The sequence below is a fragment of the Rhodanobacter sp. L36 genome, from assembly GCF_009765755.1.
Classification (GTDB): Bacteria; Pseudomonadota; Gammaproteobacteria; order Xanthomonadales; family Rhodanobacteraceae; genus Rhodanobacter.
In genome coordinates this window covers 873,809-886,980 of the sequence record NZ_LMUV01000011.1, presented here as the reverse complement: position 1 = coordinate 886,980, position 13,172 = coordinate 873,809, and the positions used below count along the sequence as shown (strand labels likewise).

Here is a 13,172-nt window from a genome sequence, read left to right as displayed (position 1 = left end):
TTTTTCACCCCATTCATTGCGTCGTGTCATCACACTACGCATCGTTTTCCACAAGGACATTTAGTGACCAGAAAAACTCCCAGGCAGTCCGGCAAAGACCAGGACTCCCAACCCACGACGAGCCGCGCGAAATCCGCCGGTCCGACCACGCGAATCAACGCGCCGAAGGCATCACGCAACAAGGCAGCCACAGGCGCCGGGCGTGATCTGCGCGCCGATCCGCAGGCCGATCGTGAAGCGCAGCGTTATGCGCGACCCATTCCGAGTCGTGAGGCGATTCTGGCCTTGCTCGACGAACGCGGCGAAATGATGACCGAGGCGCGCATCGCCGAAGCACTGCGTATCGACGACGAAGGTGACCTCGAAGCTCTGCGCAAGCGCCTCGCTGCGATGGTGCGCGATGGCCAGTTGCTGCTCGGCCGTCGCGGCGGTTATGCACCGGCGCAGAAACTCGACCTGATAGCCGGCGTGGTGATCGCCAACGCGGAAGGCTACGGCTTTCTTCGCCCCGATGAAGGCGGAGACGATCTCTACCTTTCGCCACAGCAGATGCGCGCCGTGATGCACGGCGATCGTGTACTCGCCAGCGTCGTCGGCATCGATCGCCGCGGCCGCAAGCAGGGCGCCATCGCCGAAGTGCTGCAGCGACGCTCGCCACGACTGGTCGGCCGAGTGGTGATCGAGGATGGCGTGACCTTGGTGACGCCGGACGACCGCCGCCTGAATCACAACGTGATGATCAAGCCCGGTCAGGATCAGGGCGCCAAGTCGGGCCAGATCGTGGTGGTCGAAATCACCGAGCCGCCGACAGCCAATCGCGGGCCGATGGGCGAGATTCGCGCCGTGCTCGGCGAACGACTTCAGCCATCGCTGGTGGTTGAGATGGCCATCGCCAGCCATGATTTGCCAAACGAATGGCCGGCTGAAGTGCTGCGCGATGCAGCGCAGGTCGAAGCGACCGTCACTGCCGCCGAACGCGAAGGTCGTACGGATATCCGCTCGTTGCCGCTGGTGACGATCGATGGCGCCGATGCACGCGACTTCGACGATGCCGTTTATGCCGAACCGAAACGTGGCGGCGGCTGGCGCCTGATCGTGGCGATCGCCGATGTCTCGCATTATGTGCAAGTCGGCAACGCGCTGGACCGCGAAGCGTATGAGCGCAGCACGTCGACGTACTTCCCGGGCTTCGTGGTGCCGATGCTGCCGGAGACGTTGTCCAACGGCATCTGTTCGCTGAACCCGAAAGTCGAGCGACTGTGCATGGTCTGCGACATGCAGATCGATGCCGAGGGCAACGTGGTCAAGTCGAAGTTCTACGATGCGGTGATGCTGTCGCATGCGCGACTCACCTACGACAAGGTGTGGCAAGTCGTCGGACTGAAAGACGCCGACGCGCGCCATGAAGTGGCCGATGTTTTGCCGCAGCTCGAGAACCTGCATGCGCTGTATGGCGCGATGGCAGCACAGCGCAAGCGTCGCGGCGCGATCGATTTCGAGACGCCGGAAGTGAAGTTCCGCCTCGATCAGACCGGCAGCGTCGAATCGATGGGCGCCACCGAGCGCAACGATGCGCACAAGCTGATCGAGGAATGCATGATCGCCGCCAACGTGCAGGCGGCGTTGTTCCTCGAGAAGAAAAAAATCCCCGCGCTGTTCCGTGCGCATGAGCCGCCGCCGGCGGAGAAGTACGAAGACCTGCAGCAGTTTCTGCGCGAGTTCAAGTTGCGCATGCCGCCGGTTGATGAAGTAACGCCGGCGGATTTCTCCGAAATCCTGCGCATGGTGAAGGATCGCCCCGAGCGCGAATTGATCCAGAACGTGCTGCTGCGTTCACAAAGCATGGCGGCGTATCAGCCTGACAATCGCGGACACTTCGGCCTAGCCCTGCAGGCGTACGCGCATTTCACTTCGCCGATCCGCCGCTATCCTGATCTACTGGTGCATCGCGCGATCCGTTTCGCGCTCACCGGTCGCAAACCCGTCGACTACAGCTACAGCCCGGCCGAGATGGCGGCGATGGCGATCCATTGTTCGCAACGCGAACGTCGCGCCGAGGAAGCCGAGCGCGATGTCGACGAGCGTTTCAAATGCGCGTGGATGGAAAAGCACATCGGCAGCGAATTCGAGGGTGTGGTCACCGGCGTCACTTCGTTCGGCCTGTTCGTGGAACTGGACGAGTCGAAGGTGTCCGGCCTCGTGCACATCAGCCAGCTCGCCAACGATTACTACCATTTCGACGCGGTGCGAAAACTGCTCAAGGGCGAACGCACCGGTGCGCAGTTCCGCCTCGGCGATCACGTGCGCGTGCAAGTGCTGCGGGCGAGCCTGGAAGATCGCAAGATCGATTTCCGTCTGGTTACGCCGCGCGCGACTGCGGCGGTACCTGGGGGAAGCGCCAAGGCTTACGACTATGCAGCGAGCGGCGAGCGTTACTCGTTGCCCAAGAAGCCGTCACCACCCGTCAAGACGCCGAACATGTTCGGACGTGCGGCCAACGCGATTGGTCGCGCATTCGGCCGTCGTGAAGCCGCACCGGTCGAAGCGCCGGTGGTGCGCGACTATCCGCCAGCGCGTTCGCATGCACCCGCGCCAGCCGCCGATAACGATCGTCGTCCGCGTCGTGGATCGTCGTCGCCCGCCAAATCGGCACAGCAGCCGAATCGTGGCAAACGGCAGGGCTCGGCGTCCAGGCCGGAATCCACGGCACCATCCGGCAACCGCAGCCGCGCACGCAAACCGAAACCGAAAGGCAAGCCATGAGCGAGAGCTGGATCGTCGGGATCAACCCGGTCGAAAGCATATTGAGCACCGATGCCGAGCGCGTGTGCGAGGTGGTGGTTGAACAGGGTCAGCGCAATCCACGCGTGCTGGAACTGGCCGAGCGCGCGAAGGCGTTGAAGATTACGGTGAACCATCGTGCGCGCGAGCAACTCGACAAACTGGCCGGTGACGCGCGTCATCAAGGCATCGCCGCGCTTCACGAACCGCCACCGGCGGCGACTGAAAACGATCTTGCCGCATTGATGGAACGCGATGGCAGCGGCACCTTGGTGCTGGTGCTGGATGGCATCACCGATCCGCACAATCTCGGCGCGTGTCTGCGCAGCGCGGCTGCTGCGAACGTCACTGCGGTGATCGTGCCGAAGGATCGCGCTGTCGGTCTGACGCCGGTGGTTCGCCGTGCATCGGCCGGTGGCGCGGATCGTGTGCCGTTGATCGCGGTCACCAATCTTGCGCGCACATTGCGCGAGCTGAAAGACGCAGGCGTGTGGATCACCGGGCTGGCCGGTGATACCGACACGTCAATCTACGGCGTGGACTTCAAGGGGCCGGTGGCGCTGGTACTCGGCAGCGAAGGCGAGGGCATCCGCCGGCTGACCCGTGAGCTCTGCGACTTCGTGGCGAAAATCCCGATGCCAGGCACGATGGAAAGCCTCAACGTTTCCGTCGCAACGGGTGTGGTGTTGTTCGAAGCGTTGCGACAACGGAGTGCGAAGCGATGACCACACTTTTCTGGCATGACTGGGCCGGTTACATCGGCGTGGTGCTGGTATTGCTCGCGTTCCTGCTGCTGCAGGCACACAAGCTGCACGGCAACGGGCTGACCTACCAGCTGATGAACATCCTCGGCGCGCTCGGCGTTCTGATGTCGCTGACGTTCGGCGGACACAACTGGTCCGCGTTCGTGATGGAAGCGGCGTGGTTGCTGATCAGCATCTACGGCGTGATGCGCAGCCTGCGGTTGCGCCGCGAGGGGCGCACACCGCCGGGTCAGTCGATGGTGCCCTGAGATTTACTCGCCCAGCTTGGTCATCTCGGGGTTGGAGGTGAAATCGCCCTTGCTGCGTTGTTTGTTCAGCGGCTCGCCGGTGACCTGGAACCACACGTTCTCGGCGATGTTGGTGGCGTGATCGCCGATACGCTCAATGTTTTTCGCCATGAACAACAGATGCGTGCATGGCGTGATGTTGCGCGGATCTTCCATCATGTAGGTCAGCAACTGGCGGAAGTAACCGGTGTACGCCTCGTCCAGCACCACGTCGTCTTTCCATACCTGATAGGCACGCTCCGCGTCGCGGTCGCGATACGCGTGCAGCACTTCGCGCACTTCGTTCGCGGCCAGTTCCGCCAGATGCTCCAGGCCACCGACCGGGCCAACTGGCGCGACCATCGACAATGGAATCGAACGCTTCGCGACGTTGGCAGCGTAGTCGCCGATGCGCTCGATGTCGGCGGCGATGCGCAGCGCCGCGAACACGTTGCGCAGGTCGCCGGCCATCGGTGCGCGCAGCGCGAGCAGGCGCACCACGTCGTGGCTGATTTCCTGTTCGAGTTGATCGATCGCGTCATCGTTGCCGACTACGCGTTGCGCGGCACGCTCGTCGCGACGCTCCACCACGTCGAGCGCGGCTTCGAGCTGGCTGACTGCGAGTTCGCCCATGCGAACGATCTCGCCGGTGAGGCGGGTGAGTTCGTCGTCGTAGCTCTTGATGATGTGATCTTTGCCGCTGCCGCTCATGATGATGTCCTGTGTGATCAGCCGAATCGACCGGTGATGTAATCCTCGGTCTGCTTCTTGCCCGGCTTGGTGAAGATCTTTTCGGTGACGTCGAATTCGATCAGCTCGCCCATGTACATGAACGCCGTGAGGTCCGACACGCGTGCGGCCTGCTGCATGTTGTGGGTAACGATGACGATGGTGAATTCGCTTTTCAATTCTTCCACCAATTGCTCGATGCGACTGGTGGCGATGGGATCGAGCGCGGAGGTCGGTTCGTCCAGCAGCAGCACTTCGGGCTTCAGCGCGATCGCCCGGGCGATGCAAAGACGTTGTTGCTGGCCACCGGAAAGACCCAGCGCGTTGTTCTTCAGCTTGTCTTTCACTTCGTCCCACAGCGCGGCACTGCGCAGTGCTTTTTCCACGCGGTCGCTCATGTCCGCTTTCGACAATTTTTCGTGGTGGCGAATGCCGTAGGCAACGTTCTCGAAGATCGTCATCGGGAACGGCACCGGTTTCTGGAACACCATGCCGACCTTGCTGCGCAGGCGGTTCATCGAATAACGCGGGTCGAGAATGTTCTCGCCGTCGAGGGTGATTTCGCCTTTCGCCTCAAGCTTCGGATAGATCGCGTAGATGCGATTGAAGATGCGCAGTAGCGTCGACTTGCCGCAACCGGAAGGCCCGATGATCGCGGTGACTTTCTTCTCCGGGATATCCATGGCGATGCCTTTCAGCGCATGGAAACCGTTGTAGTAAAAGTGCAGGTCGCGCACGGTGAGCTTGGGCGCGACAGCCGATGCGGCCGCTGCCTGCGCCGGATTCGTGGCGAGGGCGGAATCAGTCATGGGACACCTTGTTGCGGGAAAACAGCAGGCGGGAGGCAAGGCTGAGCAGCAGTACGAACATGGTGACCACGAACGCGCCGGCCCACGCCATGGCGTGGAGATCCGCGCCGGGATCGTTGGCGTACTGGTAGATGATCTGCGGCAGGCTCGACATCTTGTCGATCGGATTCAGCGCCATGTAGTTGTTGCCGAAGGCGGTGAACAGCAGCGGCGCTGTTTCGCCGCTGATTCTCGCCAGCGCCAGCAGCACGCCGGTGATGATGCCCGAGCGCGCCGCGCGGATCAGGATCTGCATGGTGAGCTTCCACTGCGGCACGCCGAGCGACAGCGCCGCCTCGCGCAATGTGGAAGGCACCAGCCGCAGCATTTCGTCCGTGGTGCGCACGATCACCGGCAGCGCGATCAGCGCCAGCGCGACACCGCCGGCGAAACCGGAGAAGGTGGTCGAGCCATTCGTGATCGCCGTGCTCGGCAGCACGATGATGGTGTAGACGAACAGGCCCATCACGATCGACGGCGCCGACAGCAGAATGTCGTTGAGGAAGCGGATCGATTCGCCGAGTTTGGTGCGGTTGGCGTATTCGGCCAGCCACATGCCGGCCATCACGCCGATCGGCGTGGCGATGGCGATGCCGATGAAGTTGATGATCAGGCTGCCGACCATCGCGTTGGCGAGTCCGCCGTCAGCGCCATTGGCGGTGATTTTCGTGAACAGGCTCAGGTGCAGCGCGCTGATGCCCTGGCGCAGCGTCTCCCACAGAATCCATGCAAGAAACGCGAGGCCAATCAGCGTGGCCAATGTGCTCAGGCCCATCGCCAGCCAGTTGGTGATGCGACGACGCAGGTAGAGCGAGCTCATCAGCGACCTTCCTTGCTGGCCAGCCGGCGCAGCATCAGTCGCGCGATCAGCAACACGATGAAGGTGACAACGAACAGCAGGAACGCCAGTGCCATCAACGACGATTTCTGCAAGCCGGACGCTTCACTGAACTGGTTGGCGATGGTCGACGCAATCGAGGTGCCCGGATCAAGCAGCGAGGCTGACAGGGTCATCGCATTGCCGAGCACGAAAGTTACCGCCATGGTTTCGCCGAGCGCACGGCCAAGGCCGAGGAACACGCCGCCGATAACTGCCGATCGCGTGTAGGGAAGCACGATGTCCCACGACACCTCCCAAGTGCTGGAGCCGAGCGCATACGCCGACTCTTTCAGGCGCGTTGGAACGGTCTGGAATACTTCGCGCATCACCGAGGAGATGAACGGGATGATCATGATCGCCAGCACGATGCCGGCGACGAGGATGCTGGCGCCGAACGGGTAGTCGCTGCCAAACAACTTGCCGATGAAGGGCACGTGCTGGGCGATCCACGAGAGTTTGCCGTCGTCGGGTTTGTTGCCGAGGTTGCTGGTGAGCCACGGCTTGATATGGTCGGCGAAGAACGGGGCGAAGATGAAAAGGCCCCACATGCCGTAGATGATCGAGGGAATGCCGGCGAGCAGTTCGATCGCCGAAGCGACCGGTGTGCGCAGCCAGGCGGGTGCGACTTCGGAGAGATACAACGCGATGCCGAAACTGATCGGTACGGCGATCACCAGCGCAATCAGCGACGTCATGACGGTGCCGTAAACCGGCACCAGCGCGCCGTAGACATCGTTGCCCGGATCCCACGCGGTGCTGACCAGGAAATGCCAGCCGAAGGTGGAGAACGCTTCGCGTCCACCCCACAACGTGGCACCCGCGGCACCGAGCAGCGAAGCCAATACGAGCAGGGCGCAGCCTTTGAGCAGCCAGCGGAACAGCCGTTCGGCACGGGCATCGCGCTTGCTGCGTTGCTCCAGGTCGATGGCTGAAACGGCGGCTTGGCTGGCTGACATGGTCTATCGAAACTCCGTGGCGTAAAAAGCCATCTCCCCGCGTGCGGGGAGATGGTTTGAAACTTAGTGCTTGTATTCGGAAGCCCAGTACGCCTCGATGCGACTGACCAGTGCGGGCGGCAGCGGCACGTAGTCGAGTGCGGCGGCATCCTGCTGGCCGCTCTCGAGCGCCCACTTGAAGAAGTCGAACGCGACCTTGCTGTTCGCGGCGTTCTTCGGCGACTTGTACATGATCATCCAGGTGGTGGCGGTGATCGGCCACGCCTGCGCACCGGGTGCGTTGGTCATGATCAGGTTGAAGTCCTTGGCGCTCGCCCAGTCGGCGGTGGAAGCAGCGGCGGCGAAAGCGGCAGCGTTCGGCGCGACCACATTGCCGGTGGCATTCTTCAGGTCGATCCAGGGGATGCTGTTCTTCACGGCATACGCATATTCGACGTAGCCGATGGAACCCTTGATCTGCTTCACGTACTGCGACACGCCTTCATTGCCCTTGCCGCCCACGCCGGTCGGCCATTCGACGGCCGTGCCGAACTTCACCTTGGCAGCCCAGTCGGCGTTGACCTTGGACAGATAGTTGGTGAAGTTGAACGAGGTGCCCGAACCATCCGAACGATGCACCACCGTGATCTTGCCGGCGGGCAGGGTGAGGCCGGCATTCAGCGCGGCGATCTTCGGATCATTCCAGTTGGTGATCTTGCCCAGGAAGATGTCGGCGAGCGTGGTACCGTCAAGCTTGATCTGGTCGGCCTGCACGCCGGCGATGTTGACGACCGGCACGATGCCGCCGACCACGATCGGGAACTGGCCGAGACCGTATTGCTTGAGGTCTTCCGGCTTCATCGGTGCGTCGGACGCGCCGAAGTCGATGGTGCCTTCCTTGATCTGCGCGATGCCGGCGCCGGAGCCGACCGACTGGTAGTTGAGATGGTTGCCGGTTTTTTCGGCGTATGCGGCCGACCACTTGGACATGACCGGATAGACGAAGCTGGAGCCGGCACCAGTGATATCGGTGGCCTGCGCGGCGACGCCGAACGTCGAAGTCACGGCAAGCGCGGCAACGGCGGCGAATCGAATCGAAGATTTGCGGGAGGTCAACACGGTAGCTCCTTGGAGAGATGTCGGATGAGACCCCGCCATTTCAGGCCTTTCGTGTTGCCATTGGATGTAATGAATGTTTCAGGCAGATGACAATCGACGACGGATTGTCATGCAACGGCGACGGATCGACGACAAGATCGCCTGATCAGCCCTGCAGATTCAACGCCATCATCGCTTCACTGGCTTCGCGCGATGCGTGTGATTGTTCGAAGAGTTCGAGCTGGCGCCAGCGGTTGATCACTGTACAAAAGAGTTGCGCCGTACGTTCCGCGTCGTAGACCGCTGAGTGCGCTTCCCGTCCGTCGAAAGCGTGGCCGGCGGCCAGCACGGCCTTGCTCAGCACGGTCTGTCCATAGGCGAGCCCGCCGAGGCTGACCGTATCGAAGCAGCTGAAAGGGTGGAATGGATTGCGTTTGTGCCCGCAACGACGCACGGCCATGTTGAGAAAGCCCAGATCGAACGCGGCGTTGTGGCCCACAAGGATGGCGCGCTGGCATCCGGCTTCGTGCACGGCCTGGCGTACCGCGTGAAAGATGTGATCGAGCGCGATGCGTTCGGCGAGTGCGCCACGCAGCGGGTTATATGGATCGATGCCGGTGATCTCCAGCGAACGCGGATCGAGATTCGCGCCGGGAAACGGTTCGACATGAGTCGATATCGTCGGTAACAGGCGCAGATAACCTTCCGCGTCCATCGACAGCGGCACCGCTGCAATTTCCAGCAGCGCGTCGGTCGCGGCATCGAAACCGCCGGTCTCGACATCGACCACCACCGGCAGAAAACCCCGAAACCGCTCAGCCATGCGGATCGAGGCGCTGTTGCTCATGATTTCCATCGGCAAAGCATATCAGCCGGTCGCCCGTGGCACGGCGGCCGCCGGCGTCGGCAAGTCGGGCCGTTACTCGGGCTGTCTTGGTTCTGTCATGAAAGTTGCATCCAACCGTAAAGACCTCCCGGCATCCTGCCTCCCGTTCTTGCTTGGTCGGCCAGCGATGCGTTTTAGGGGGCCGTCGAGATATTCCTTCCAACATTGCGGAGAAATTCATGCGATCCAAATTGATCGCGGTGGCCATTGCCACCGGCTTGGGCGTAAGCAGCTTCACGGTTGCTGCGGCGGCACCGGTAAAACACAAGCACAAGAAGGTGCAGACCCAGGCCCAGGTTGCTGATTCGTCGGCGTCCACCAACGCCGAGGTCGAAGCGCTCAAGGCGCAGCTGGCCCAGTTGCAGGCCCAGGTAGCTGCACTGGAACAGCGCACTGACGCGCAGTCGGACATCAACGTCTCCACTGGCCAGGCCGTGGAAACGGTGCAGAAGGCGCAGGTCGCCAGCGACGCGAAAGTCTCCACGATCGACAAGTTCGTCAGCAATACCAAGGTCAGCGGCACCATGTTCTTCGACATGACCGACACCGACCACAAGGAACAGACCGGCACCGGCAGTTCGGTCAAGAAGGACGGCCACGGTTCGGTCAACGGCATCGGCTACGACGTGAAGCGTTTCTACCTCGCCGTCGATCACAAGTTCAACGACATCTGGTCGGCCAACCTCACCACCGACTTCAACTACGTTTCCACTGATTCCGAAACGCAGCTGTTCGTGAAGAAAGCCTACCTGCAAGGCACGTTCGATCCGATGTTCACGGTGCGCTTCGGTGCGGCCGACATGCCCTGGATTCCGTTTGTCGAGAAGTGGTACGGCTATCGCTTCCTCGAGAACACCATCACCGATCGCAGCATCGACGGCGGTCGCGGTACCGCTGGCACCGCAGCTACCGGTGTGGGCTCGTTTGGCAATTCGTCCGACTGGGGTATCCACGCACTCGGCGGCACGCCGGGCGACAATTCGCTTAACTATCAGGTGTCGGTGGTCAACGGCGGCGGCTACAAGAATCCGACCCGCTCCAACGGCATGGACGTCGAAGCACGTCTCGGTTATCAGCCGATCAAGGAAATGGTCATCGCCGTGGGTGGTTACGACGGCAAGCGCGGCAAGGACGTGCAGAACGGCGCGCCAACGCAGGACACCAAGCGTGGCGATGCGCTCGTCGCATTCCGCAACGACACCTTCGGTATCGGCGCGGAATATTTTACCGCCAAGAACTGGGATGACGTGCTCAAGTACGCCGGCGCGCTGCCTGCACCGGTGGCGATCCGCGACAAGGCGGACGGCTACTCGGCCTTTGCCGACTGGACCTTCGTGCCGCAGTGGGCGTTGTTCGCTCGTTACGACAGCGTCGACTACCGGTACTGGGGCGTGAGCGACGTGCAGAACAAGCTCAAGGACACGTACTACAACGCCGGTATTTCCTACGACGTGCTGAAGAATCTGCGCCTGGCACTCGCCTGGAAGTACGACAAACTCGCCGGCCCGGTCGCCAGCCCGTTCACCTTCAAGACCAACGAAATCGGCTTCTGGGGCGTGCTGACCTACTAAGCCTTATCGTTATCGAAGGGAGTTCCACCCAAGGACGGAAAACGGCGGGCATTGCCCGCCGTTTGCTTTTTCATCGTCACGAATGCGGCGCTGGAATCAGCGGTTGTCGAGCGTCGCGCCAGTGAGCATGCCGCGCGCCAGCATGCTGCACTGCCGGCGATAGATCAGCAGCTGCCATTGCCGACCTCCGACCTGTCGCCACAGCACGGCGGAGCGCACGGCGGCGAGCAGATTGGCGCGCACTTTTTCCACCACGACCGGCAACTGCAGTTGCTGTGGATTGCCGCTGACCATCACGCGCGGTTTCAGCGTCGACAGCGTGGACGTATAGACCTCGGCGAGGCGGCGTGTGACCTGCGACGAGTCTTGGCCGAAATGCTCTACTTGGCGCTGTGTCGCCAGGATGCCTTGCTGCAATTTTTCCAGCAGCTCCGGCCGGCGCGACAGGCTGCGCTCCAGTCGCATCACGGTCACCACCATGCGGGTAACTGCCATGTCGCGATCGCTTTCGTCGAGCTGCGAGATCAGGTTGCGCAATCCAATGCGCACGTTGGAGATGCTGCCATAAACGCCCACCACCGATGGCGCATCGATGCGGAACACGCTGGCCACGCTGGCTTCCATCGCGCTGTCGTCGCAGCGTCCGTCATTGGCGAGTTGCTGGGCAAGCGCGCACGCCTGGAACAAACCGGCGAGGGAGAGAACGCGCTCTTCATTCATGGCAAGGTTTTCAAGCACGGTTCGGATTTTCTCGTAGTGGCATGGCTGTTCGCCGATGGCATGAAGATAGTGGAGGACGTTGACGGCATGCCGCCGTAGGGTGCGTCGGTGGCGGCGATCACGGCGCCGCCCAGGCAGATGTCGCCATCGTAGAGGACCACTGACTGACCGGGCGTGACTGCGCGCTGGGCATCATCGAAGCGCAACAGAAGCCCGGTGTCGTCGACTTCGACTTCGCAGGGCTGGTCGATTTGGCGATAGCGCGTCTTAGCGGTGCATCGGAACGTCGCAGCCGGCGTATGGCCGGATACCCAGGTCGGTGTTTCCGATCGCACTTGCTGCGAATACAGCCAATGGTTTTCGCCACCTTGGGCCACATAAAGCACGTTGGCCGACACGTCCTTGCCGACGACGTACCAGGGCTCGCCGCTGGCGCCGTGACGACCGCCGATGCCGAGTCCATTGCGCTGACCCAGCGTGTAGTACATCGCACCCTGATGTTCGCCGACGAGTGTCCCGTCGGGCGTTCGCATCTCGCCGGGTCGCGCCGGAATGTATTGCGCAAGGAAGCCGCGGAAGTCGCGCTCGCCGATGAAACAGATGCCGGTGGAATCCTTCTTTGCATGCGTCGGCAAATTTGCTTCGCGCGCCAACTCACGCACGCGCGGCTTCTCGATATCGCCGAGCGGAAAAAGCGTGGCCGACAGCTGCCGTTGTCCGAGTGCGTGCAGGAAATAACTCTGGTCCTTCCCCGCATCGACAGCGCGCAGCAACCGATAGCATCCACCAACAGCATCGACACGTGCGTAATGACCCGTGGCGATTTTCTCCGCGCCCAACGCGTGAGCTTCGTCCAGAAAAGTCTTGAACTTGATTTCGCGATTGCACAGCACATCGGGATTGGGCGTTCGGCCCGCGCGATATTCCGCAAGGAAATGCTCGAACACGCCGTCCCAGTATTCGGCTGCGAAATTGCGTGCGTGAAATGGAATGCCCAGGCGGCCACACACGGCCACGGCATCCTTGCGATCGGTGTCGGTGGTGCAAGGACCCTGGCGTTCGTCCTCCTCCCAGTTCTGCATGAAGAGACCTTCAACATCGTGTCCCGCCTGCTGCAGAAGCAAGGCCGCAACGGAGGAGTCGACACCGCCGGACATGCCCAGCATCACTTTCATGCTGGCTTGTCCGCGAGGTAGCTCAAGGCTGCGAGCGGTAAGCGCTGACCGGCGAGCCAGGCATCTATGCTGAGCAGGACCATCGGGCTGCGCAGCTGCGAACCCAGTGCAGCGATTTCGCTGCGGGTCATCCACAGCGCGCGAAGGATGCCGGTGTCCAGCGGGCGCGAGGCGTCGTGGCTCAGCGCTCGAGCGGCGAAACTGAAACGCACGACGGCGTCGCCGTGTTCGGTACTGCGCCATTGATGTGCGCCGATGAAGTGTTGTAATTCCACGGTCCAGCCGGTTTCCTCGAGCGTTTCGCGGAGTGCAGCGGTGGCGAGGCTTTCGCCATCGTCCAGATGACCCGCAGGCTGGTTGTAGGCCAGTTTGCCGCTTACCTCTTCCTCAACCATCAAGTAGCGATCGCCATCGGCGACCACGCACGCCACCGTGACGTGTGGGCGCCAGACGTCATAGCCGGATATCGCGTCGCTGGAATCGGAATTCGCCATGATCATTGCGGGCACTGGAAAAACC

The 13,172-nt window shown here is 61.9% G+C and carries 13 protein-coding genes; 4 read left to right on the top strand and 9 right to left on the bottom strand.

Features of this window, described 5'->3' with window-relative positions; translation table 11 throughout:
• Positions 1-63 precede the first annotated feature (63 nt).
• From rnr to GSQ73_RS13690, 3 genes are read left to right on the top strand one after another with little or no spacing between them, the layout of a single operon-like run.
• Positions 64-2,763 (top strand): ribonuclease R, encoded by a 2,700-nt coding sequence (rnr, locus tag GSQ73_RS13700; RefSeq protein ID WP_158884897.1) that lies wholly within the window; start codon positions 64-66, stop codon positions 2,761-2,763.
• A complete protein-coding gene (gene rlmB / locus GSQ73_RS13695) occupies positions 2,760-3,506 on the top strand; it encodes a 23S rRNA (guanosine(2251)-2'-O)-methyltransferase RlmB (RefSeq protein ID WP_158884895.1) in 747 nt (248 codons plus the stop codon). The genes rnr and rlmB overlap by 4 nt, the downstream gene beginning before the upstream one ends.
• Positions 3,503-3,793, top strand: coding sequence for a hypothetical protein (locus tag GSQ73_RS13690; protein WP_158884893.1), 291 nt, complete (start codon positions 3,503-3,505; stop codon positions 3,791-3,793). Before rlmB ends, GSQ73_RS13690 begins: the two co-directional genes overlap by 4 nt.
• Positions 3,794-3,796: 3 nt before the next feature.
• Here the strand turns inward: GSQ73_RS13690 and phoU are convergent, their stop codons facing one another.
• The 6 genes from phoU to rnt all read right to left on the bottom strand — a co-directional run bounded on the left by phoU (position 3,797) and on the right by rnt (position 9,157).
• Positions 3,797-4,522, bottom strand: a complete 726-nt coding sequence (gene phoU, locus GSQ73_RS13685; RefSeq protein WP_158884890.1) for a phosphate signaling complex protein PhoU — start codon at positions 4,520-4,522, stop codon at positions 3,797-3,799.
• Positions 4,523-4,539: 17 nt separating this feature from the next.
• Positions 4,540-5,349, bottom strand: coding sequence for a phosphate ABC transporter ATP-binding protein PstB (gene pstB, locus GSQ73_RS13680; RefSeq protein WP_158884888.1), 810 nt, complete (start codon positions 5,347-5,349; stop codon positions 4,540-4,542).
• Positions 5,342-6,208, bottom strand: coding sequence for a phosphate ABC transporter permease PstA (gene pstA, locus GSQ73_RS13675; RefSeq protein WP_158884886.1), 867 nt, complete (start codon positions 6,206-6,208; stop codon positions 5,342-5,344). The genes pstB and pstA overlap by 8 nt, the downstream gene beginning before the upstream one ends.
• The gene (pstC, locus tag GSQ73_RS13670; protein WP_158884884.1) at positions 6,208-7,224 is read right to left on the bottom strand and encodes a phosphate ABC transporter permease subunit PstC; all 1,017 of its coding nucleotides are present in this window, start codon (positions 7,222-7,224) and stop codon (positions 6,208-6,210) included. The genes pstA and pstC overlap by 1 nt, the downstream gene beginning before the upstream one ends.
• Before the next feature lie 63 nt (positions 7,225-7,287).
• Positions 7,288-8,322 (bottom strand): phosphate ABC transporter substrate-binding protein PstS, encoded by a 1,035-nt coding sequence (gene pstS / locus GSQ73_RS13665; protein WP_158884882.1) that lies wholly within the window; start codon positions 8,320-8,322, stop codon positions 7,288-7,290.
• Between the two features lie 145 nt (positions 8,323-8,467).
• Entirely contained in the window at positions 8,468-9,157 is a 690-nt protein-coding gene (gene rnt, locus GSQ73_RS13660; RefSeq protein WP_158884880.1) for a ribonuclease T, read from the bottom strand.
• 209 nt (positions 9,158-9,366) lie between these two features.
• Here rnt and GSQ73_RS13655 point away from each other — a divergent pair, with 209 nt between their 5' ends.
• The gene (locus GSQ73_RS13655; RefSeq protein WP_158884878.1) at positions 9,367-10,758 is read left to right on the top strand and encodes a carbohydrate porin; all 1,392 of its coding nucleotides are present in this window, start codon (positions 9,367-9,369) and stop codon (positions 10,756-10,758) included.
• 96 nt (positions 10,759-10,854) lie between these two features.
• Here GSQ73_RS13655 and hflD read toward each other — a convergent pair whose 3' ends face one another.
• From hflD to GSQ73_RS13640, 3 genes are read right to left on the bottom strand one after another with little or no spacing between them, the layout of a single operon-like run.
• Positions 10,855-11,478 (bottom strand): high frequency lysogenization protein HflD, encoded by a 624-nt coding sequence (hflD, locus tag GSQ73_RS13650; RefSeq protein ID WP_158884876.1) that lies wholly within the window; start codon positions 11,476-11,478, stop codon positions 10,855-10,857.
• A complete protein-coding gene (gene mnmA, locus GSQ73_RS13645) occupies positions 11,475-12,653 on the bottom strand; it encodes a tRNA 2-thiouridine(34) synthase MnmA (protein ID WP_158884874.1) in 1,179 nt (392 codons plus the stop codon). Before mnmA ends, hflD begins: the two co-directional genes overlap by 4 nt.
• Complete coding sequence (locus tag GSQ73_RS13640; RefSeq protein WP_158884872.1) at positions 12,650-13,147, bottom strand: NUDIX hydrolase; 498 nt, start codon at positions 13,145-13,147, stop codon at positions 12,650-12,652. Before GSQ73_RS13640 ends, mnmA begins: the two co-directional genes overlap by 4 nt.
• Positions 13,148-13,172: the final 25 nt, after the last annotated feature.

What these genes read in the sequence shown, in the direction of transcription:
- rlmB (WP_158884895.1), top strand. Translation starts at nt 2,760, where the DNA reads ATGAGCGAGAGCTGGATCGTCGGGATCAACCCGGTCGAAAGCATATTG.
- GSQ73_RS13690 (WP_158884893.1), top strand. Translation starts at nt 3,503, where the DNA reads ATGACCACACTTTTCTGGCATGACTGGGCCGGTTACATCGGCGTGGTG.
- phoU (WP_158884890.1), bottom strand. Translation starts at nt 4,522, where the DNA reads ATGAGCGGCAGCGGCAAAGATCACATCATCAAGAGCTACGACGACGAA.
- pstB (WP_158884888.1), bottom strand. Translation starts at nt 5,349, where the DNA reads ATGACTGATTCCGCCCTCGCCACGAATCCGGCGCAGGCAGCGGCCGCA.
- pstA (WP_158884886.1), bottom strand. Translation starts at nt 6,208, where the DNA reads ATGAGCTCGCTCTACCTGCGTCGTCGCATCACCAACTGGCTGGCGATG.
- pstC (WP_158884884.1), bottom strand. Translation starts at nt 7,224, where the DNA reads ATGTCAGCCAGCCAAGCCGCCGTTTCAGCCATCGACCTGGAGCAACGC.
- rnt (WP_158884880.1), bottom strand. Translation starts at nt 9,157, where the DNA reads ATGGAAATCATGAGCAACAGCGCCTCGATCCGCATGGCTGAGCGGTTT.
- GSQ73_RS13655 (WP_158884878.1), top strand. Translation starts at nt 9,367, where the DNA reads ATGCGATCCAAATTGATCGCGGTGGCCATTGCCACCGGCTTGGGCGTA.
- hflD (WP_158884876.1), bottom strand. Translation starts at nt 11,478, where the DNA reads ATGAATGAAGAGCGCGTTCTCTCCCTCGCCGGTTTGTTCCAGGCGTGC.
- mnmA (WP_158884874.1), bottom strand. Translation starts at nt 12,653, where the DNA reads ATGAAAGTGATGCTGGGCATGTCCGGCGGTGTCGACTCCTCCGTTGCG.
- GSQ73_RS13640 (WP_158884872.1), bottom strand. Translation starts at nt 13,147, where the DNA reads ATGGCGAATTCCGATTCCAGCGACGCGATATCCGGCTATGACGTCTGG.